Below are 17,496 nucleotides of genomic sequence, written 5' to 3'. Positions count from 1 at the left end.
TCCGTCCCTCGCGCCTCGACTCAAATTTGAAGAGGCCATCACCAACGAGGGTGAAGACATGCTTGCCGAGAAATTCTTCCTGGTTCTGGAAACACTGATCCGGTCGAGCCGCACCTATCCTGACGGAAGCCCCCGCGTCGTCAGCAGCTCTCCGCACGTCCCGGTCAAGCTGCCGAGCGAGAGCAAATAGCCGGCGACGCAGGCGGCCTGGGGCAGCTCAGCGCACGCCCAGCACTGAGCGGCGGTAGCCGCTGCTCCTGGCTTCGTTCAGGCAGACGAAGCTGCCATCAACCCCCTGCCCGTAGAGCTTCTGCCCCTTGGCGTAGTAGCGGCCCTTCCTGAAATCCAGCCACACCACCTTATCCGTCGGACAATAACGCTGTGCCTGGTCCGCGTAGCGAAATGGCGTCAGCGGCAGCGCTGCCGCCTCGGTGATCATAGCCCCGCAGAGCAAGATGGTTGCAACAGCCGCAATCGCCCGCACGATGTCTCCAATGATCTCAGCTGAAAATCAGCGCTGCCTGGAGGTCAGGATAGCATCATGCCGAAGGCAGTGCATGACGTCGCGTCTTCCGCAGGCCATCATGTCGGGCTACATCTGGTTACTGTGCAACGGAAGCTAGGAATTGCCTGAAAATGTCGAGCGAGCCTGAGACGACGAGCCAGCCCCGCCTTCCGGCCTCGCCGCGCCTGCGCGCGCTGCCGATGGTCATCTTCGGCTCGCGCTGGCTGCAACTGCCGCTCTATCTCGGGCTGATCGTCGCGCAATGCGTCTACATCGCGCTGTTCGTCAAGGAGCTCTGGCATCTGTCCTGGCACGCGCTCGATCTGAGCGAGCAGCAGATCATGATGAGCGTGCTGGCGCTGATCGACGTCGTGATGATCTCCAACCTGCTAGTGATGGTGATTGTCGGCGGCTACGAGACCTTCGTCTCGCGGCTCGATCTCCAGGGACATCCGGACGAGCCGGAATGGCTGGGCCACGTCAATGCAAGCGTGCTGAAGATCAAGCTTGCGATGGCCATCATCGGCATCTCCTCGATCGCGCTGCTGCGTACCTTCATCGAGGCCGGCAATCTCGGCTCGGGGCGCGCCAGCTTTACCGAGCAGGGCGTGATGTGGCAGGTCCTGATCCACATCACCTTCGTGGCGTCGGCGATCGGGATTGCCTTTGTCGATCGCCTGAGCGACACCGCCACGCGCAATCAGGAGCAATCTTAGTCGGGGCCCTTGAGCTGCTGCACGGCCTGGTGCAGGAATTCCTGGAGCTTCTGTGCAACCTGCTCGGGCGTGATCCCCTTGCTGGCGAGGTCGCCGGAGACTTTTGCCAGGACATCATCAACCGTCTTATTGTCCAGATTGGCGGTCACAAGCTCCGTCGAGTAGCCGGTTGCGGCATCGCCGCTCAGCCCGAGCTGTTCCGCAGCCCACATGCCGAGCAGCTTGTTGGATCGGGCCGTGGCTCTGAACATGAGCTCCTCGTCGTGAACGAATTTGGCCTCAAAGCCCTGCTCGCGCTTGTCGAACGTGGTCATGGTCAGGCTCCCTCCCGTTACGATCGTCTCCGTGGTCGCTTTGCCTTCGGCCTCAAATTGCCTGGTGGAGTCGCCGGCCGAGCGGTGGAACAGCCGGTGCGGGCGATTGGGGATCAGGTCACGCCTTGGACTATAGCACAGGCACGGCGGCAAGCCTGAGACCAGCCACGCCTGATTTACTACTCATTAAGGAGAATCGCGGTTGGCTTGTCTCCAGCCACCGGGAGACGGCGCATGAACAGAGAGCTGCGGGAATTCCGCCGTTTGGAGCGTGTGTGTCTGGAGCAGGCGGAGCTCTCCACCCTCGACCTCGCACGAATCGGCCTGTTGAAGGTTGCCGCTGATTGTCGCGTCGCGGCGGAAGCCATTGAAGCCAAATCGATGGGAAGCAAGTCGCCCGCACGCCCGACCGCCGGCTTCATCGCTGCGCTGAAGCAATCCTTCAGTCCCGCGCGCTTATCCGGCCGGCACTGAATAAAAGCGCCCGTACGCTCGCCTGAAAGTTACCCACGCAAAAACACCCCCGGCATGTCACTGCCGGGGGTGTGTTTCTAAATAATGGATAAGTAAAGCAATGCGTCATGTGTAGCAGGCCATCGGAATTTCGGATGTGAAGCAGTTCACATATGGCGGAAAAAAGTGCGCCTGAGCGGAGCGATGGCCTATTGTACTAATCCCTCGATGCGCCTGACGCGTTGAGGTGGTGTGTGCGATGGTTCGGGGCCTTCACCGCCAAAGACCTTACGACAGGAGATATGATCATGCGCACAATGCTAGCCATCTTTGTCCTGCTGGCCGCGGCGACCGCCGCCCGCGCAGGCTCCGCCGTTCCCGTCTCCTACGAGTACCCCTGGTGCGTCTTTGGCGGCCAGCTCGGCTGGTCCGGCGACTGCTCGTATGAAACCAGGGCGCAATGCCTGGCGTCTGCTTCGGGGCGCTGGAACACCTATTGCGATCTGAACCCGCGCGTCCTGTTCAGGCAACAGCAGACCGGGCAGCAGCCGGGCGGGCCGCTGCCCCGGACGTACCGCAGGCAGTGACGCTTCCGCCCGAAGCACGGGGATCAAATCGGCGCCTGAAACAGCCGGGTGGCCCGCACTGGCCGCGGCCAGACCAAAATCGCGAAAACAACCCCCTGCAAAGTAGCACGGGCATCGCCGACACGGCCTCCTTCGGCGACGCCCGCAATCGACACGTCGGGCAAATCACCAGCAGACGTTGACCGGGACGACGCGCCAACCCCAGCCGGTCCAGACCCGGCGCCACCGCGTACAACTGTCCCAGCCCCATCCGGGCCCCCATCCCGGGCCCCAGGCTGCTGCACTGGCAAGACCCAGACCTACACCCACACCGACAGCAGGTCCCCAACCCCAGCCACCGCCACGCCAGCCGCCACCGCGCCAACCGGGACCGGCGAAACCACCACCGCGCCAGCCGCCGCCATGGAAGCCACCGACAGCAAATCCACCACGCGCAGCGGCCGTGCCGGACGACAGGGCGACCCCGAGGGATACGATCACGAGCGCAATCGCCATCTTCTTGAACATGAGCACCTCCATCTTTTGCTCCAGCCGCGACAGATGAAAGCCGATCCTAACCTAAGGTTCCGCAATCCGAATTGAGGTGAACCCCTGTAGGCGGCGCGGGAGTTTCCCGGCCTGCAGCCCAAGCGGCTTGTCATGGCACGACCGCGAGAATGCTGGGCACGCCGCCGTCATAAATCCGCAATTTTACGGCGCTCTGCCACTTCCAAAACACTGGGGTAAATGATGACCGAACGGACGCAGCCAGGAACGACGCCGCGTGATCGCATCTTGGAAGCGGCTCGAAAGGAACTCACTGAATTCGAGCGGCGAGAGATCGAATTTCGCAAGAAGGATCGCGAAGAACGCGCCGCCGAGCTACGGCTCCCCCTGAAGGAAATCAAAATCCATTGACCACGAAGGCTGTGCGCGCAGATCACCTCGTGCCCGCGTTGACAACAGATGCGCGCTTGGAAAGCGAACGACCAGTGAAGCTCAGGCGGCATGTGGGCGCCGGCGGCAAATAAGGAAAGGCGGCACCCATGCACAACGTCTTCCTTGGCATCACCTTCGTCGGAGTCGTCGTGGTTGTCTTTACGGCTCTCGTCGCCCTTGAAAGGATAATCGGCTAGTGCCTCTGCGGCATTGAAACAACCCGTGGTCAGGCGGCATCGACTAACGTCTCCACGCTAATGCGACGCTTTCTCTCGCGCAGCATTCAGGTCCGCCTTTATTCCTGGAACCGCTGCTCCGTTGACGGGCTCTCGATTTGGGGGCGGCTCGTTGAGGTCGCGGGCCCATGACGCGCCCGATCGAACCGTCGGCCCCGAATTCACGCAGGCAGAGACCAGCACACCGATAAGTGTCAGCAAACCTGCCCGTGTCATCGCCCGGATGCACATGCGCATCCAACCGACTGCCCCGAGAATCGATCCTCGATTTCGCAATCGCGGATTGGGAAATCTGGGCAACTGCTCGCTCCCTCGGCAACGCAGCGCTCAGGGGCTTGTCCGGCTCCGCGACGACGATCGTGATTCCTCTATTCCCGTTCGGCATTCCCACTCGGCGTCCAGAATGTCAGTGGCTCCGTTGCTACTTTTAGGACGCCTTGTCGCCGCTCCGAGGTTGAGGGACACTGTCGTCATTTCAGGTAGTCATTTGGGGGCAAGTCATGCCCAAAATTCTGGAAGACCTTTTGTGGTGCGCGGCCCTGGCGACATGGCTCATGCTTTTTTGCAGCTTCGCCGTCGCGGCGTTGCGGCCTCTTGCAAAGACCATTCGCCAGCAACTGGCGATAAGATCGAGGTCGAAAGAAAGGCGAAGCTGAGCATCGACGCTTCGGCCAAACCCATTGTTCTCGGTTCGCCGTGCTCGCGTTGCGACGCGCATCAAGATCGTGGCGGGCGGCGCATCGGCGCCCTGCCCGCCCCGGAACTATTTTACATATGTTGGCATTTCAGCTTACGGGCAGGCTCCTGGAGCTTTGGAATGGGAATGCTCGACCCTGGTCGCTTTCTGATCTCCTGTCCACAATGCGCCGCCTGGCCGATGTCGGCCAAGCTCAAACACGCAACGTGGTCGAGCCGACCGCATGAGGTGACGTTCGTCTGTCCGAGGTGCCGCCGTCAGGAAGCCGCCGTCATCGCCGCATCCGGAGAACTGATGCCGATCAAGCCGCGCGCCGAATACGTGGCGACAGCACAGCCGAAAGGCCGGGTGTTTTGACTCGCCCGCTCCAGGAAATTGGACGCCGTTACAAACGAATTAGAGCCTCGATTCACATATGTGCTCGCCGGAACCCCAGCCCTAGGGAAAATCAGGCAATTCCGAGGGCTGAGATTTTTCATTTCGTATTTTTTTGAAACTAAGGCCCGCTGAGCGACAGCAGCCTGGTCTGTGGAACGTGCAGACGGTTCGGATGAGCCGGCCGTTGGCATGGCTGCGGCGCTTCGTTTTCCAATCGGGGCCAGCCTTGCTTGTTGGCCAGCCTTGCTTGTTGGAGTGTTGAGTGATGCCAGAAAGCGCGCAGTTGCCAATATTCGATGACACGCTGCAGGCATCCGTTCATGAGGTCCAGGAGAGCCTGCATGAGGATCCTATGCTCGGATTCTTGCTGCTGACCTCCCTGCTGACGACGACGAGCGTTTGGATCTATTTTCTCGCACGCGTCTCGTGGGCCGCAGCCCTATGGATTGTAAGTTGATCCCTGCCTCCGCCTTCTGACGACGGCCCCGATTGACGACAAGGCCGAGCGGGCCAAGAGCGCTCCGGTACTTTTGCAATGTCCAATTTTGCGCAGAGGAGCGGATTTCGAATTTGCCAATTTATCCCGATCTCATTTGCATTTGTTATGGCGGCGTTGGCGGACGTTGGTAGTCTTCTCACGCCGGGCAGACGTTTGAATTCCCGATATACTGATGTACCCGGGGCTGGTCGCAGCGTAAGGGTTGGCTGCGAGCTTATTTCAATACTGAGTTAGATCAGCGCGCTTTTGAGCTTGGGCCGCCCGTGAGGCGGCCTCTTTGTATCGATGACAAAGGGTGGCCTCAGCCGGGTTGACCGCATGCAGGTCCTGGTACTGCTCCGGTTCCATTCCGGGGGCAAGTGACCTGGAACATGCGACATTGCATCTTATTCCCGGATCTTGGAGGGCAGGTTTCCAGGCATCGCGATCGGTCATAGCCGCGGTACAGCGCGGTGGGGTTACTCCTGAAGAAGTAACCCCAGGCAGCTCGGCTTTGGAGCTGCCGGCAGTCCGGCCGGCGTTGCGAGCAGCATGTCGTAGCACGTGCGCTCTTGTCCGAAATTACCGCAGGTTGCAAATTTCAGCGATGCGATGTATTTTTGCCGCGTTTCAAACCGTGAATATTTATAAATTCGGATTAATAGCATGGTTGCCCAGACGACGTTTGTAGTCGGCACCCGCGTCAAGATAAGCCGGCTCGGTGCCCTTCAGTGCCCTGACCTAGCCAACAAGACCGGTACGGTCGTCGAAGTCAGTCTTCGGACCACCGGCATCACCGTACTCTTTGATGGCGGCGCAAGACCAACCTGCCTCCACCAGGACTACTTGTCTCCTCTGGGGTAGCAGACCTTACGGGGCCTTCGTCGGTTGCGCTTGCGGGGCGATTGGCGCGTAGGAGACGGCTGAGAAATGCCAGGTTCCCCGCAAGAAATACCGCCGACCGTTTCCGTTGCGACCGTCCGCAGCGTCAAAACGGCCTTGGCAACAACAGGATCAGCAGCAGCGCCAAGGTAAAATCCAAGGCGAGTGCGAAGCCGAGGCGATCGGCCAACATGGCGAAGATGCTTTTCATCGGCGTGGTTGGCTGCTGCCCCAGCCGACCGTCATCCTTGGTATGGGAAACATCAGGCCGCGAAGGCTCGAGATATGGCGCATACGCCAAATATTCGGTGTGTCGTCTGCGTGAGACGACCTCTCGGGTGCCGTAGCCCACGGCAAAACCCAATCCGACTGCCACGAACAGAATTGCCAATCCGAGCATAGAATAACCTACCGCTGCCTCACTCCGGGTGTCGTTAACCTGGTTCGGGCGAATTCGATCCTGATCGGAGCCAGTTCCCCGCGAGCCTTTGCCCATGATGATCCACAGGAACTCGCGGCCATCGCGCCTCGTGGAATCGATGATTCGCGAGTTGCTCAGGAAGACGTCGGCCCCATCCAGGGGACGCGCCGACGCCACGGGTGCCGCAAGCTTTGTTCCGGGAAAGCGAGGTCCGGCATTGGAGGCAAATCCGAACCGGACCTCGCAGCCGCCGACCCCGCGGGGGAATCGACGGAGACGCAAGATCGCACGGCAGGCTGACAGCCGCCTGACGCCGCCCGCCGATCACGGCGGTAGGCTGGTGCGCGTAACCGATGCCCGAACCCGTGTCAGGTCCACGTCAGTCGATCGCCGTAACATCACCGTTTTAGCTGGAGGGGCAGATGACAGTCAGACCCCTGTTGATAGCTCTTTGCATTCTGCCGGTGAGCGTGTGCCCGTCGTTTTCCAAGGGAAGCGGCTCTAATTCAGACCATCCCTGGAATCACGAGCATATCGACGTCTTGCCTGCCGATGTTCGTCACTACATCGGAGAAATCTGCAAAGGGTCGCCTCGGGCCCAGCACGACTTCGCCACCTACCTGCCGAGCGAGCACCGGTGGCGCATCAATCTCGAATACCTTCGATGCGACGGTCTCGATGGTGACTTCCGACGAGGCAATCAATGTCTCGACGTGGACTTCGTCCAGGCTGGCTCCCACTTTCGGCTCGTCAGAAAGCAATATGCGGCCTGCGGATTTTGAGCATGTGCGCCCTCACCGGGTGGTCGCCGCCTGGTGACCATCCGGTGACCGGCACCAAAGTTGCGCGCAAGCCGATCGCCCTGTAGTCGACGCGACCTAACTTTCCCGGTCCATGCGCTCAATCTGATGCCAGCGCGAACGCAATTATCGCGATCGCGAAACGCCCCGCGTGTTTTCTTCAATACCGCCGTTAACCCTGTCTCTGATCTTATTCCGTATCCGCGCCGGCGAGTTCGCTTCTGCCGCCAAGCCGCCTCATTGAAACCCTGCAATCGTCTCCGATTTTCGAGAGCTCATTTCCGGCGGGCTTTGAGCGAGGCTTCCTCCTCGGACAGCGTGAAATCAGATGAGAGTGACTCTCATCCTTTTGGGCCTCAGTGCACTCGCGGTAACGGAGCTCAAGACTCCGCCGCGCACGACGAAGCCTGTGAACGATCCGCCCGCTCAGGCGGCCGCTGGCTCATCAGACACGCTGACGACGGCGGACCGTCTCGAAATCCCGCACATGCTTGAAGCGCCACCGCAGCCGATCCCGTCGAGCGAAGTGTTCGCTCCGCCGGATCAAACCTCAAATGCCGCGCAAGAACCTTCGAAGATCGTCGAGCAACGGAGCGCACGCGGGAGAAAACCTGTGGTCATGCTACCCAGAGCTCGACCCGAGCAGCGAATTTCCAAGGCAAGCGTGAAACTGAATCGCAAACCGGTCGCGGAGGTCAAGTCCTGTCCGTCAGGTGCCTTCGATGGCCTGCTGCAAATATTGAAGCTGCCAACGCGATGCCAGACCTAGCCCCACGATTGCTCTGCAATGAGGTGTCCGCAGGCAATGCGCCACGCCTCGGGCATGAGTTAGAGCAAACACGCTGCCCCCGCGAAATCCGCCCCCCTCGCCCCGACGAGCGCGCATACGTCGTCACCAAGCGGCACTGGCTGTCTGCGGAATTCATCACCGGCGCTCTTGGTGTGGCGATCGGACTGTCCTTCGTCGCAAGTTTCATCCTGTTTCGCGACGCGCATCTGAACGAGAAATCAATCGACAAGACGGCTGCAAGGACGTTGGTCGAGCGCATTATCATCGCCGAGTCCAATGGCGATTCAAATGCCACGAACAAGCGGTCGAGTGCCACCGGTGCGGCCCAGTTTCTCGATGACACGTGGCTCGAAGCGGTTCGAAAGCACCGGCGCGATCTGATCCAGGCGCGCAGCGATAAGGAAGTGTTGGGCCTGCGACGAGATCCCGAGCTCGCGCGAGAGATCACCACGCGACTGGTCGAGGAATATGCCGCGATCCTCAACAAGCGCGGTCTGCCGGTCACACCCGGTTCTCTCTACCTCGCCCATTTCGCCGGACCGGCGGGCGCCGTAGCGCTGTTATCCGCCGCGGATAGTGCCGATGCTGCTTCCCTTATGGCGGCCGCTGACGCGACGGGTCGGACCACTCGCGACAAGCTCGTCAACGCCAATCCCTTCCTCAAAACGCTGACGGTTGCCGACCTCAAAAGGTGGGCGGACCGCAAGATGGCGGCAGGCAATTCGCCCGGACGCTTGTGAGAGCCTGAAGCGGTCTCACGACCGCGGAGAAGGCTCCTCCACCGCAACTGAGCGGCGTCGAGGCCGGCAATGAATGGTAAACCAGCCCTTAACCTATCGTTGATACCTTCGGCTTGTCTGGGTGGCGACCGTCAAGGAAACGGGAGCAAACACCCATGCCCGTCGAGATGCTTACTTACGCCGAGCTGGGCGAAAGGCTGAAGATTTCTCCGGAAGCAGCAAGAGCGCTCGTCAAGCGACATCGATTGCCCCGCTCCCGTTCGAATGACGGCAAGACGCTGGTCCAGATCGACCTCAGCGAGATCAGTCATTCTTCCATCACGCGCGCATCCCAGTCCCCTGCCGGTCACCAGGTCCTCAGCGCCTTGAAGGAGCACATTGCGACTTTGCAGGCGGATCTCGTGGAGATGAAGGCAATCGCCGGCGGTCACCGCGCGGATTTCGAAAGAGAGTGCGATCGCACCAGCAAGCTCCTGGCGGAACTCCTGAAAGCAAACAGTGAAACAACGGCCGCCCGAGAGAAAGCCGCCCGTCTTGAGGGAACCCTGGCGACCGTAGGGCCGCGCTGGTGGCGGCGACTGACAGAGAGCTTGACGCAAATCCCGTTGGGGGCTGTTCGGCGAAACTGGTCGTTGCCGAGTCACGCGTTTGCGGTCGCGCAGGGAGAGGAAAAGCAAGACGTCCCCAGCGCGGTCTGAAGCCGCAGCTCGTCAACGCCAGGACGGACAATAGCCACCCGGCGGTTCATCGACAGCGAAGTTGGCGGCCGCCGCTTCTAGTCTGTCCTGTGGTCTGTCTTGGCCTCATGCGCTCGGATCAGCGCGAGATTTTTCAGAACGCGCTCGGCCAATGACTCCTGTTCGGCGTCGCGCTCGCGATGCGAACGTTGGCCTGCGTCATAGTTCGCGAGATCCTTGCGGTCGTTATCTACCGCCCAACGAAGCCGACCGATGGATTTCATCGAATTGCCTGCCACAATGTGCCCAAATCGGCGGCCCAGCACACTGCCCCCGCCGAAACGTGTGCCGGGCCTAGCCAGTCGTCGCTGGTCGAACCCTGACCGGCCAATGTCGATATTGGGGCAATAATGTGATTTTGGGAATTGCGCGGCTGCAACACTCGATAGATTTCAGAAGAGCCGCACCAGCAAATTCGGCACCGCGATGACGCGTCCGCAATATCGGGCCCGCCTCATTGCGAGGAGCCTTTAGTCTTATTCTGGGCTGATTCCGACGCAACGCTTGAGTCGTGCGACGCTCGGGAACAACCGGCATGTTCAGGATTATTGCCGCTTGCGCGATATGCGTGGTTGGCGCGGTTTCCCCGCTTGGCCCCAGCCGCGCGCCCGCACCCGCGGTCGAAATTGGCATGGCATCGAACTTTCCGGCGGTCAGCGGCAACAAAGGCGATCGGCTTCCGATCCATGCCGAACCAACAGGGCCAAAGGTCACCGTCGAAGAGGATCGGCCGCCCACGCAGCCTCCCCAACTCGCCGTTGCTGCGCCAATGGTCGAGCCCAAGGTCGAACGCAAAGTCGAGCCCAAAGTGGAGCCCAAGATCGAGCCCAAGATCCAGCCCAAGACGGATCGAACGCAGCCCGAGTTCATTTCTCGTCACTGGCACGACCCGTCTGCCTCCAAATACAAGTTCAAAAGAAGCAGTGCCGCTGATGCGAGGAGGCAGCAGGCAAGTTCGATCGAAAAGCCCAAGCAAGAAAGTGACGTGAAAAATTGCAGGTCAGACGGCTTGGCTCCCCTTCTGCGCCAGCTCAACCTGCAGCCGCGTTGCGACTGACGAACGCCAACGCGGACGCCTCGCGGGAGGATCACGTGATTGGCGGCGCTAGCTCTGTGCTGGCATGATTACGCCTGAAGCGAAGCACTGCCGCTCCCCGCCGATTATCGTGCAAGGCGATCTACGAACGAAACTCCAACGCTCGCCCAGTCCGTCTTGTTATTTGCGGCCCCTCAGACCAGTAGCGTCAACAACGACATGTTGTGAAGATCGACAAGCCCACGGCGCCCGCCATTCGAATCGAGACATTGCACTTGCTGCGTCTGGAAAAACCGCAATGGAAGAAAGACGGACAGAAATTCGCCCGTTGTCGCGTAGGCGCTCAGACCGGATAGATTGTTGGCATAAGGCGTCTGGGTGCCATAGAACTGGGCCGCCAAGGCAGAATCAGCCGGCAGGTACGTTTCATCAGCCGTATCGCCGACGTTGTAGGAGGCGAGCGTATCTCTGTAGACCGCCTGAGCGGCGGTATTGAACGTCATGTTGTCAAAAAGGACGCCCTTCAGACCATAGATTGCACCAACGAAGCCCGCGAGACCGCCACCGAGGGAGTGGCCAACAACCTGGATGTTCGTATTGCCCTGCCAGCCGGAGTCCGGCCCCGCCACTTGTTGATAAAACTGAATGGCGTCTCGCGCATCGGGACCACTAGGTAAACCCGCCCCAACGCCATAACCGTTCCGAGCATCTTTCCAGATTTTTGTTGTTGTGCCGCGGTAAGAAATGATTCGTCCACTGGAGGACGAGGACCTATAGGCTAGCGCTAGAAAATTGTCGCCCTGCTGTTCCGCGACGCTGCTGGCATCCAACCGCGTGTAGTTTCCCAATTGCCCGTTGGTGAGTTGCGGAAAGAAATCCTTCAGGTCCTTCGACCACGACCCATCTCCAGCGTTGTGCTCATAGGCGTCCATGGCAAAAACAGCATCCAAAACCGTATCAGCCGTAACGTCAGTCATTGTTGCATCCACTAATAGAGAGTACCGTAATATCTGCGATCCTTGGCCTTGAGCCATTCAGGCCACACGTCTGGTAGCGGCGTTACTGGAGAGTCGGTCAACTCGAGACTTACGCGCTTGAGCTGGACTCTTGAACCAAAGCTCGACGCCAGATCATAAGGGGAGACAGGTACGATTGTGTTCGGATCGTTGATGTCCAGGAATCGGACAAGCTTCGGCAGCACCGAAAATGGAACGTCGCGCGGCCCCTTTTGGCGAAGCACCTCGTTGAGCGCAGCCCTTTGCTTGCTAAGGGCAATGCCGATATTTGCACCAGGAGTGTAGGCGGCGAACGCGAGGCATCCCACGTCGTCTAGCGGACATCGGATTTCCTTGTTGTACTGAATATGTTGCTCGGGCGTTCGCGTCGGATCGGCAAATGTAAGAAAAAGCAAACCCTTCGCGCCGAGATCGACCGTTGGTGCGTATCCGACGCGTGTCGGATGAGTGTCCGGGCCGCCAAGGTTGATGAAATCATCCGGCGCCATCTGGTACGCGACGTCGATGACACTAGAGCCCGACCTGACCGCGTCACCGTCCATCACTTCTACAGTAAGTCGATAGCGAACATGGATGGGGCGATAGATGATCAGGAAGCCGACGATCGCGACTACCACCAAGCCCACAATCCCCCCGAAAACGACGAGACACCCTTTCATCGGAAGGTCCTCAGAAACTGCGGCCATGCAGCGATCGGGCTGCCCAAGATGGTGGCAGGTTTCGCGAGCATCATGTCGAGCTATTCCTGGCGCTCACTTACAAGCTGCGTAAGCGTCGAGAGCGTGACGGCGCCACTTTCGTCGCGTGACCATAGATTCAGCCGGACATTTCTAAATGGCCCCGCCAGAAGGCGATCCAGCGCGGCATCCAGTGCCCGCCCCTCGCCAACAGCATCAACAAGCCAAGCGATGTCACCGCTCTTCCACTCGTCAGGCCGAAGTCTGAGACGTCGACCTTCTGTCCCGCGAAGGCGCTGGTCAACCACTTGAGAAACGAATGCCCAGATCATTGCAGCCGGCGCTTGGCGAAGCTTGCAAGGCAAGGCGCAAGACATACCACCCCAAAAACACTCAAGAACAATTGCCGATCGTAGCTCGCGAACGCTAGCGTCACTTTGCCGCAAACGCAAATATAACTTGTATTTTATTTCACAACAATCTTGGCGCGATACCTTCAAGCTCCCACGCAGCGTGCAAGACGGGATAGGTCCAGTGCGCTGAGCCCGGGCAGCGCTGTCGGAAACGAACGAGCCGGTGGGTTCTCATCAAGGTGCCGGTCTCGCCCGGCAGCCGCTAGACACGCCCATCTCCCCATGGTTGTTTCATCGCTCCATAAAGCCAGGGACTGGGATGACGCAGAAATTTCTGGGCGTAGCGGCCTCGGCGGTCACATGAGCAACAACGAACCTGACCTTCTGAACGATCTCATCCAGCCGGCGAGGCTGACCTCGGTGGTCGATGTCGGGGCCAATCCGATTGATGGTGAGCCGCCCTACAGGGCGATGCTGCAACGAAGGCTTTGCACCGTCGTTGGTTTTGAACCACAGGACGAAGCCCTCGCCGTGCTCAATGCCCGCAAGAGCGACCTGGAGAGCTACTATCACTATGTCGTCGGAAACGGGCACAAGGCAAAGCTACGTCTCTGCGGAATACCGGGAATGTCAAGCCTGCTGCTCCCGGATCAGAATGTGCTCTCGCATTTTGCGAAGTTCGCCGAATGGGGCACCGTGGTCAGTGAACATCCGGTCCAGACTCGCCGGCTCGACGATATCGCCGAAATCCGCGATCTGGATTTCCTGAAAATCGACGTTCAGGGCTCTGAACTAGCCGTCTTCGGAAGCGGGCGGCAAAAGCTGAAGCAGGCGGTCGCCATCCAAACGGAGGTCTCGTTTCTTTGCCTCTACAAGGAGCAGCCGACATTTGGCGACATTGATGGCGAATTGCGCAAACAGGGGTTCGTTCCCCACGCCTTTACGGCCATCAACCAGCGCATGATCGCTCCCCTGAGCGACCCGTCCAATCCCCATGCGGCCATGAACCAGTTGGTGGAGGCGGACATCGTCTATGTGCGAAACTTCATGCGGCCAGCCGACATGACGGTCGAGCAACTGAAACATCTCGCCATGATTGCTCATCATTGCTACCGCTCCTTCGACCTTGCCGCCAACTGCATTCACCACCTTGTTGCGCGCAAGGCGATCCCTGACCGGTCGATCCACGATTACATGGCGTCCCTTGACCTAGTTAAAGAATAGAACGCCGCCGAGACGGACGATCGGGCAGCCGGAATTCCACCACGTTGTTCATAGCTGGACCTCCCGGTTGCTGGCCTTTCGACGCGTCGGATGCGCCGCCAGACACTCCAGATCCTGGGCGATACTGGCGGAAGGGGTGGGATTCGAACCCACGGTACCCTTGCGGGCACGCCGGTTTTCAAGACCGGTGCCTTAAACCACTCGGCCACCCTTCCAAGCGTTGATATATCTCAGCTTTTTCGCCCGTCGCAGAGAACGTATCGCGACCACTGCTACCTAATTGCTACCCAGCGTCTGACGGCTTCTTTATTGCTGCCCGCACGGCTCCGTCAACTGCCGCCGCCGCCTCGCCCTGCATATTTGGCATCATGTGTGAGTAAATATCCATGGTGATGGCGATCGAAGAGTGGCCGAGCCGCTCCTGCACGATCTTGGGGTGTATGTTCGCCGCCAGCATGTGACTTGCGTGGCTGTGCCGAAGCCCGTGCAGCGTCACGCCCCATTCCTTCAGGAAGGCAGAAACGACGTGTGTGAGGCTCCGCGGCTGGAGCGGTGAGCCGTCCGCCTGGGTGACGACGTGCCAGCCTTCATCAGCCCGAACCCCGAGCTTTAGAAGCTCTTCGGCCTGCACCACATGCCAGCGGCGCAGTTCCTCAACCGCCATCAACGGGAGCGCGACCGGGCGGCCCTTGCCGTTCTTGGCTTCCTTCTCCCTGATGGAGCCGGCGTCTGTCTGCTCGGTGCTGGCGATAACGGCCAGTTGACCCGCGTCCAGGTCAACATGCTTCCATCGGAGCGCGGTTATCTCGCCGCGACGCAGGCCACAGAGAGCAGCTAACACGAGCGGAATGAAAAGCCGGCGCTCTCTGGCGGCGTCAAACACCCGAGCGGTGGTGGCAGCGTCCAGCGTTCTGACCGCTTTCCGCTCGACTTTCGGCCGATCTCGCTTTTCGAGGAGGGCGGCCGGATTGCGCACAATGAGTTTCCAGCGCTCTGCCTGATCCAAAGCCGAGGATAGGACGCGGTGCATGTGATGGACTGTCCGCGGCGCCAAACCGCCCCTCCCGTCTCTCCGGCCGCTCTCCAGCGCCTTGGCGTACGCCTCGCTGATCTCAATGGGCTGAAGCTTCGAGAGGATCTTCGCCCCTAGCAACGGCTCGATGTTCTTTGTAGCAATCTGCTCGTAACGCTCATGGGTGCGCGGCGAGACGTTCGGCTTGATATGCCTCAGCCAGCGATCGAAGAATTGCGACAACGTGGTCTTGGCCGGCTCAACGTAGCTGCCCGCGTTCATCTCACTGAGGAGGCGCCGGCACTCCTCCTGGGCGCCCTTCCGATCCCCCTTGAAGCTATGCCATTTGCGTTTGCGCTTGCCGGTGGCGGGGTCGCGCTGCTCCAGGATGATAGCCCAATGGCCGGGCGATCGCTCCCGAATCGACCCCTCCCCCGGTGACCGTCTGCGATTCGAGCGTTTCATTCCGAACCGTCCTTTTCGTCCGGCAGCTTGAGGCGGTCCGTCGCTTTCCTCAAAACGTCCAGCACTCGTTCCGCGACCTCTTTACCGACCTCGGTGACAAGCTCCTCCGTGTCGTCGCGTTTGAACGACTGCTCGAGCCTGGCAACGATCTCGCCCGTGAGAGTGCGCCCATTCTTTTGGCGCGACTTCTCCAGCTTCAACAATAGTTTCGGTTCAATCCGCACCCGAAGGTGCGGCGTCGAGATCTCAGGCAGTTTGACCATTCCACGACTGACCTTACCGGTACAAGAGAGCACTAAATGGAGCCCCCCGGAACGCTGAGGTACAAAAAATTACCTCGTTCGTCCACAGAATTCACTTCGGCCACCTCGTTTAATTAGGGCGACACCGCTAGAGATGAGGTCGGTACAAAACTGTACCACACCGATCAACTCGTCTCAGCGGAGCTGCAAAATGAACGAAGAACTGCAAAGCCTTCTCTCGAAGCCTACGGCATCAGTGCCCGACGTCGGGCGCGTATGCTTTGGTCTAAGCCGGCCGGCTAGCTATGAGGCCGCGAAGCGCGGCGACTTCCCCACGATCAAGATGGGGCGATTGCTCAAGGTGCCGACTGCGCCTCTTCGCCGCCGGCTCGGCTTGGAGGTGGCGTAACCATGTCCTCAGATATGGAAAACCCCGCTGCCTGCCAGGGCAACGGGGCTCCGAAAGTAGTCCCCTTTCGGAAACAAGCGCTGCGGACCACCGAAGCGCAGCTTGGCCAGCTCGCGGCGATGGAAAAGCGCGTGCTGGAATATCGTCTGCCCGTCGCCGAATTGCGCGCTCAGTTGGCCGCGGCGTTGAGCTATGCAGAGACGCTCGGGGTCGAGCTCGAGGCCATCGGCGCCGAGCAAGGCATCTCGATCGATGACCCGGCGCCCATCACCGCAGAGCCTCAATCGGCGTCCTCAGACTGGAAGCCCACGCCTGGCGCCGGCCTTCTCGGCGCCGTGTCCTCACTCGCACCGAAGGATGCTAGCGCAGAGTGAGCCTGTGGTTTCGCATGTATGGGAACGTCATCAATGATCCGAAGGTGCTTCGCCTCTCGGAATCGATGAGATGGCGTTGGGTGGCGATCCTTTGCGCCACGTCAATGAATGACGACGGCAAGCTTCCGCCGATCGCCGACTTGGCATTGATGCTGCGTTTAAAACCGCAGCAGCTCGCCGCTACGCTCGCCGAACTGCACGGCGCGCGTCTCCTCGACAAGCGCGACGATGGATCGTTTGCTCCCCACAATTGGGACGGCAGGCAATTTAGGACTGATGCAAAAGACCCAACCGCGGCGAAAAGAGCCAAGGATTACAGGGACCGCAAGCGTGACGGCCGTGACGCGTCACGGTGTGACGCTCGTGACGAGCGACGTGACGTCACCGTTTGCGACAAACGACCAGAGACAGAGACAGATACAGAAGCAGAGACAGATCAGAAAAAAACACGCGCTGTCGCGCTCGACGATGGCTGGCCGTCTGATTTTCGCGATCGGTTTTGGAAGCTGTACCCGAACAAGGTTGGCAAGCCGAAGGCCCTTGCAAAGCTGGAGGGTGCCAGAAAGCGCGGCGTTGCCTGGTTAGAGCTGCTGGGCGGCCTTGAGCGGTACATCCGCAACAAGCCCCCCGATCGCGCTTGGCTCAATCCCGAGACCTTCCTGAACCAAGAGCGATGGGCCGATCAGCCCGCGCCTGTTCAGTCGGTAAACCCGTCACGTACCGTCGGATTTGAAAATCTATTCGCGAACACCCAGGAATTTCACGATGACAACGCCAGCCGTTCCGACTTCGACCTTGAACTCACCGCCAATCCGGCCGGCTGACCGCCGGTTTAATGATGCGATCTCTGTGATCATGAACTCCGTCGAGTACCTCGATGGTCATCCCGTCGCCGAATCGCTGCCGTCACCCGAGCTGCGCCGGGAAATCGCGCATCGCTTGGAAGAGATCCGCCGAGCGTTGCTGCCCTTCGATCGCGCGATGGCCGAGCGAGAGGCAGCTGCGCGCGCCGTGACCACGATGTTGTCAGACATGG

At 59.9% G+C, this 17,496-nt stretch carries 26 protein-coding genes and 1 tRNA gene; 15 read left to right on the top strand and 12 right to left on the bottom strand.

Annotated elements, in window-relative coordinates; translation table 11 throughout:
* Positions 1 to 58 precede the first annotated feature (58 nt).
* Positions 59 to 190, top strand: a complete 132-nt coding sequence (locus tag ACV1FX_RS07275) for a hypothetical protein (protein WP_473116867.1) — start codon at positions 59 to 61, stop codon at positions 188 to 190.
* Positions 191 to 217: 27 nt separating this feature from the next.
* On the opposite strand, the gene ACV1FX_RS07270 is transcribed toward ACV1FX_RS07275, so the two are convergent.
* Positions 218 to 439 carry a hypothetical protein gene (locus tag ACV1FX_RS07270; RefSeq protein ID WP_473117212.1) on the bottom strand — a complete coding sequence of 74 codons (222 nt, stop codon included), beginning with the start codon at positions 437 to 439 and terminating at the stop codon, positions 218 to 220.
* A 197-nt stretch (positions 440 to 636) separates the two neighbouring features.
* Between ACV1FX_RS07270 and ACV1FX_RS07265 the strand changes: the two genes are divergently transcribed.
* The gene (locus tag ACV1FX_RS07265; protein WP_473116866.1) at positions 637 to 1,221 is read left to right on the top strand and encodes a TIGR00645 family protein; all 585 of its coding nucleotides are present in this window, start codon (positions 637 to 639) and stop codon (positions 1,219 to 1,221) included.
* On the opposite strand, the gene ACV1FX_RS07260 is transcribed toward ACV1FX_RS07265, so the two are convergent.
* Entirely contained in the window at positions 1,218 to 1,535 is a 318-nt protein-coding gene (locus tag ACV1FX_RS07260) for a DUF1476 domain-containing protein (RefSeq protein WP_473116865.1), read from the bottom strand. The genes ACV1FX_RS07265 and ACV1FX_RS07260 overlap by 4 nt on opposite strands.
* Before the next feature lie 234 nt (positions 1,536 to 1,769).
* On the opposite strand from ACV1FX_RS07260, the gene ACV1FX_RS07255 reads away from it, so the two are divergent.
* The gene (locus tag ACV1FX_RS07255; RefSeq protein ID WP_473116864.1) at positions 1,770 to 2,009 is read left to right on the top strand and encodes a hypothetical protein; all 240 of its coding nucleotides are present in this window, start codon (positions 1,770 to 1,772) and stop codon (positions 2,007 to 2,009) included.
* 287 nt (positions 2,010 to 2,296) lie between these two features.
* Entirely contained in the window at positions 2,297 to 2,575 is a 279-nt protein-coding gene (locus ACV1FX_RS07250; RefSeq protein ID WP_473116863.1) for a DUF3551 domain-containing protein, read from the top strand.
* A 165-nt stretch (positions 2,576 to 2,740) separates the two neighbouring features.
* On the opposite strand, the gene ACV1FX_RS07245 is transcribed toward ACV1FX_RS07250, so the two are convergent.
* On the bottom strand, positions 2,741 to 3,094 hold the full coding sequence (locus ACV1FX_RS07245; RefSeq protein WP_473116862.1) for a hypothetical protein: 354 nt from the start codon (positions 3,092 to 3,094) through the stop codon (positions 2,741 to 2,743).
* Between the two features lie 210 nt (positions 3,095 to 3,304).
* Between ACV1FX_RS07245 and ACV1FX_RS07240 the strand changes: the two genes are divergently transcribed.
* Together ACV1FX_RS07240 and ACV1FX_RS07235 are read left to right on the top strand one after the other, a co-directional pair.
* A complete protein-coding gene (locus tag ACV1FX_RS07240) occupies positions 3,305 to 3,472 on the top strand; it encodes a hypothetical protein (protein ID WP_473116861.1) in 168 nt (55 codons plus the stop codon).
* Positions 3,473 to 4,276: 804 nt separating this feature from the next.
* On the top strand, positions 4,277 to 4,783 hold the full coding sequence (locus ACV1FX_RS07235) for a hypothetical protein (RefSeq protein WP_473116860.1): 507 nt from the start codon (positions 4,277 to 4,279) through the stop codon (positions 4,781 to 4,783).
* A 1,487-nt stretch (positions 4,784 to 6,270) separates the two neighbouring features.
* On the opposite strand, the gene ACV1FX_RS07230 is transcribed toward ACV1FX_RS07235, so the two are convergent.
* Entirely contained in the window at positions 6,271 to 6,762 is a 492-nt protein-coding gene (locus tag ACV1FX_RS07230) for a hypothetical protein (RefSeq protein WP_473116859.1), read from the bottom strand.
* A gap of 329 nt (positions 6,763 to 7,091) precedes the next feature.
* Positions 7,092 to 7,325: a hypothetical protein gene (locus ACV1FX_RS07225; protein WP_473116858.1), complete on the bottom strand. Its 234-nt coding sequence runs from the start codon at positions 7,323 to 7,325 to the stop codon at positions 7,092 to 7,094.
* 469 nt (positions 7,326 to 7,794) lie between these two features.
* Here ACV1FX_RS07225 and ACV1FX_RS07220 point away from each other — a divergent pair, with 469 nt between their 5' ends.
* The 3 genes from ACV1FX_RS07220 (at position 7,795) to ACV1FX_RS07210 (ending at position 9,613) form a co-directional block, all read left to right on the top strand.
* Positions 7,795 to 8,154 carry a hypothetical protein gene (locus ACV1FX_RS07220; RefSeq protein WP_473116857.1) on the top strand — a complete coding sequence of 120 codons (360 nt, stop codon included), beginning with the start codon at positions 7,795 to 7,797 and terminating at the stop codon, positions 8,152 to 8,154.
* A gap of 23 nt (positions 8,155 to 8,177) precedes the next feature.
* Positions 8,178 to 8,915, top strand: coding sequence for a lytic transglycosylase domain-containing protein (locus tag ACV1FX_RS07215; protein ID WP_473116856.1), 738 nt, complete (start codon positions 8,178 to 8,180; stop codon positions 8,913 to 8,915).
* Positions 8,916 to 9,070: 155 nt separating this feature from the next.
* Positions 9,071 to 9,613: a hypothetical protein gene (locus tag ACV1FX_RS07210; protein ID WP_473116855.1), complete on the top strand. Its 543-nt coding sequence runs from the start codon at positions 9,071 to 9,073 to the stop codon at positions 9,611 to 9,613.
* 77 nt (positions 9,614 to 9,690) lie between these two features.
* Here ACV1FX_RS07210 and ACV1FX_RS07205 read toward each other — a convergent pair whose 3' ends face one another.
* Positions 9,691 to 9,876: a hypothetical protein gene (locus tag ACV1FX_RS07205; RefSeq protein ID WP_473116854.1), complete on the bottom strand. Its 186-nt coding sequence runs from the start codon at positions 9,874 to 9,876 to the stop codon at positions 9,691 to 9,693.
* Positions 9,877 to 10,187: 311 nt separating this feature from the next.
* Here ACV1FX_RS07205 and ACV1FX_RS07200 point away from each other — a divergent pair, with 311 nt between their 5' ends.
* On the top strand, positions 10,188 to 10,709 hold the full coding sequence (locus ACV1FX_RS07200) for a hypothetical protein (RefSeq protein ID WP_473116853.1): 522 nt from the start codon (positions 10,188 to 10,190) through the stop codon (positions 10,707 to 10,709).
* A gap of 173 nt (positions 10,710 to 10,882) precedes the next feature.
* Here the strand turns inward: ACV1FX_RS07200 and ACV1FX_RS07195 are convergent, their stop codons facing one another.
* Genes ACV1FX_RS07195 through ACV1FX_RS07185 form a run of 3 tightly spaced genes read right to left on the bottom strand, consistent with a single transcriptional unit; the run spans position 10,883 to position 12,758 of the window.
* Complete coding sequence (locus tag ACV1FX_RS07195) at positions 10,883 to 11,665, bottom strand: Tle-like phospholipase domain-containing protein (protein WP_473116852.1); 783 nt, start codon at positions 11,663 to 11,665, stop codon at positions 10,883 to 10,885.
* Between the two features lie 11 nt (positions 11,666 to 11,676).
* On the bottom strand, positions 11,677 to 12,390 hold the full coding sequence (locus ACV1FX_RS07190; protein ID WP_473116851.1) for a hypothetical protein: 714 nt from the start codon (positions 12,388 to 12,390) through the stop codon (positions 11,677 to 11,679).
* Between the two features lie 53 nt (positions 12,391 to 12,443).
* Positions 12,444 to 12,758, bottom strand: coding sequence for a toxin-activating lysine-acyltransferase (locus tag ACV1FX_RS07185; RefSeq protein WP_473117211.1), 315 nt, complete (start codon positions 12,756 to 12,758; stop codon positions 12,444 to 12,446).
* 336 nt (positions 12,759 to 13,094) lie between these two features.
* On the opposite strand from ACV1FX_RS07185, the gene ACV1FX_RS07180 reads away from it, so the two are divergent.
* Positions 13,095 to 13,958, top strand: coding sequence for an FkbM family methyltransferase (locus ACV1FX_RS07180; protein ID WP_473116850.1), 864 nt, complete (start codon positions 13,095 to 13,097; stop codon positions 13,956 to 13,958).
* Between the two features lie 125 nt (positions 13,959 to 14,083).
* On the opposite strand, the gene ACV1FX_RS07175 is transcribed toward ACV1FX_RS07180, so the two are convergent.
* The 3 genes from ACV1FX_RS07175 to ACV1FX_RS07165 form a co-directional block, all read right to left on the bottom strand.
* Positions 14,084 to 14,173 (bottom strand) — tRNA-Ser (locus ACV1FX_RS07175).
* A gap of 68 nt (positions 14,174 to 14,241) precedes the next feature.
* On the bottom strand, positions 14,242 to 15,435 hold the full coding sequence (locus ACV1FX_RS07170) for a tyrosine-type recombinase/integrase (RefSeq protein WP_473116849.1): 1,194 nt from the start codon (positions 15,433 to 15,435) through the stop codon (positions 14,242 to 14,244).
* Positions 15,432 to 15,635 carry a hypothetical protein gene (locus ACV1FX_RS07165; RefSeq protein WP_473116848.1) on the bottom strand — a complete coding sequence of 68 codons (204 nt, stop codon included), beginning with the start codon at positions 15,633 to 15,635 and terminating at the stop codon, positions 15,432 to 15,434. The genes ACV1FX_RS07170 and ACV1FX_RS07165 overlap by 4 nt, the downstream gene beginning before the upstream one ends.
* 253 nt (positions 15,636 to 15,888) lie before the next feature.
* Here ACV1FX_RS07165 and ACV1FX_RS07160 point away from each other — a divergent pair, with 253 nt between their 5' ends.
* The 4 genes from ACV1FX_RS07160 to ACV1FX_RS07145 form a co-directional block, all read left to right on the top strand.
* Positions 15,889 to 16,086: a helix-turn-helix domain-containing protein gene (locus ACV1FX_RS07160; RefSeq protein ID WP_473116847.1), complete on the top strand. Its 198-nt coding sequence runs from the start codon at positions 15,889 to 15,891 to the stop codon at positions 16,084 to 16,086.
* 2 nt (positions 16,087 to 16,088) lie between these two features.
* On the top strand, positions 16,089 to 16,460 hold the full coding sequence (locus tag ACV1FX_RS07155) for a hypothetical protein (protein WP_473116846.1): 372 nt from the start codon (positions 16,089 to 16,091) through the stop codon (positions 16,458 to 16,460).
* On the top strand, positions 16,457 to 17,284 hold the full coding sequence (locus ACV1FX_RS07150; protein ID WP_473116845.1) for a hypothetical protein: 828 nt from the start codon (positions 16,457 to 16,459) through the stop codon (positions 17,282 to 17,284). Before ACV1FX_RS07155 ends, ACV1FX_RS07150 begins: the two co-directional genes overlap by 4 nt.
* A gap of 31 nt (positions 17,285 to 17,315) precedes the next feature.
* The coding region (locus tag ACV1FX_RS07145; protein WP_473116844.1) for a hypothetical protein at positions 17,316 to 17,496 on the top strand (181 nt) is incomplete at its 3' end.

This window comes from Bradyrhizobium ingae (assembly GCF_055791185.1).
This window is presented reverse-complemented; position numbering and strand designations above follow the sequence as displayed.

Excerpts from the sequence above, each read along its gene's own strand:
- ACV1FX_RS07245 (WP_473116862.1), bottom strand. The coding sequence starts at position 3,094 with ATGGAGGTGCTCATGTTCAAGAAGATGGCGATTGCGCTCGTGATCGTA.
- ACV1FX_RS07250 (WP_473116863.1), top strand. The coding sequence starts at position 2,297 with ATGCGCACAATGCTAGCCATCTTTGTCCTGCTGGCCGCGGCGACCGCC.
- ACV1FX_RS07155 (WP_473116846.1), top strand. The coding sequence starts at position 16,089 with ATGTCCTCAGATATGGAAAACCCCGCTGCCTGCCAGGGCAACGGGGCT.
- ACV1FX_RS07270 (WP_473117212.1), bottom strand. The coding sequence starts at position 439 with ATGATCACCGAGGCGGCAGCGCTGCCGCTGACGCCATTTCGCTACGCG.
- ACV1FX_RS07240 (WP_473116861.1), top strand. The coding sequence starts at position 3,305 with ATGACCGAACGGACGCAGCCAGGAACGACGCCGCGTGATCGCATCTTG.
- ACV1FX_RS07195 (WP_473116852.1), bottom strand. The coding sequence starts at position 11,665 with ATGACTGACGTTACGGCTGATACGGTTTTGGATGCTGTTTTTGCCATG.
- ACV1FX_RS07275 (WP_473116867.1), top strand. The coding sequence starts at position 59 with ATGCTTGCCGAGAAATTCTTCCTGGTTCTGGAAACACTGATCCGGTCG.
- ACV1FX_RS07170 (WP_473116849.1), bottom strand. The coding sequence starts at position 15,435 with ATGAAACGCTCGAATCGCAGACGGTCACCGGGGGAGGGGTCGATTCGG.
- ACV1FX_RS07260 (WP_473116865.1), bottom strand. The coding sequence starts at position 1,535 with ATGACCACGTTCGACAAGCGCGAGCAGGGCTTTGAGGCCAAATTCGTT.
- ACV1FX_RS07190 (WP_473116851.1), bottom strand. The coding sequence starts at position 12,390 with ATGGCCGCAGTTTCTGAGGACCTTCCGATGAAAGGGTGTCTCGTCGTT.
- ACV1FX_RS07255 (WP_473116864.1), top strand. The coding sequence starts at position 1,770 with ATGAACAGAGAGCTGCGGGAATTCCGCCGTTTGGAGCGTGTGTGTCTG.
- ACV1FX_RS07185 (WP_473117211.1), bottom strand. The coding sequence starts at position 12,758 with ATGTCTTGCGCCTTGCCTTGCAAGCTTCGCCAAGCGCCGGCTGCAATG.
- ACV1FX_RS07200 (WP_473116853.1), top strand. The coding sequence starts at position 10,188 with ATGTTCAGGATTATTGCCGCTTGCGCGATATGCGTGGTTGGCGCGGTT.
- ACV1FX_RS07160 (WP_473116847.1), top strand. The coding sequence starts at position 15,889 with ATGAACGAAGAACTGCAAAGCCTTCTCTCGAAGCCTACGGCATCAGTG.
- ACV1FX_RS07210 (WP_473116855.1), top strand. The coding sequence starts at position 9,071 with ATGCCCGTCGAGATGCTTACTTACGCCGAGCTGGGCGAAAGGCTGAAG.
- ACV1FX_RS07235 (WP_473116860.1), top strand. The coding sequence starts at position 4,277 with ATGGCTCATGCTTTTTTGCAGCTTCGCCGTCGCGGCGTTGCGGCCTCT.
- ACV1FX_RS07205 (WP_473116854.1), bottom strand. The coding sequence starts at position 9,876 with ATGAAATCCATCGGTCGGCTTCGTTGGGCGGTAGATAACGACCGCAAG.
- ACV1FX_RS07180 (WP_473116850.1), top strand. The coding sequence starts at position 13,095 with ATGAGCAACAACGAACCTGACCTTCTGAACGATCTCATCCAGCCGGCG.
- ACV1FX_RS07265 (WP_473116866.1), top strand. The coding sequence starts at position 637 with ATGTCGAGCGAGCCTGAGACGACGAGCCAGCCCCGCCTTCCGGCCTCG.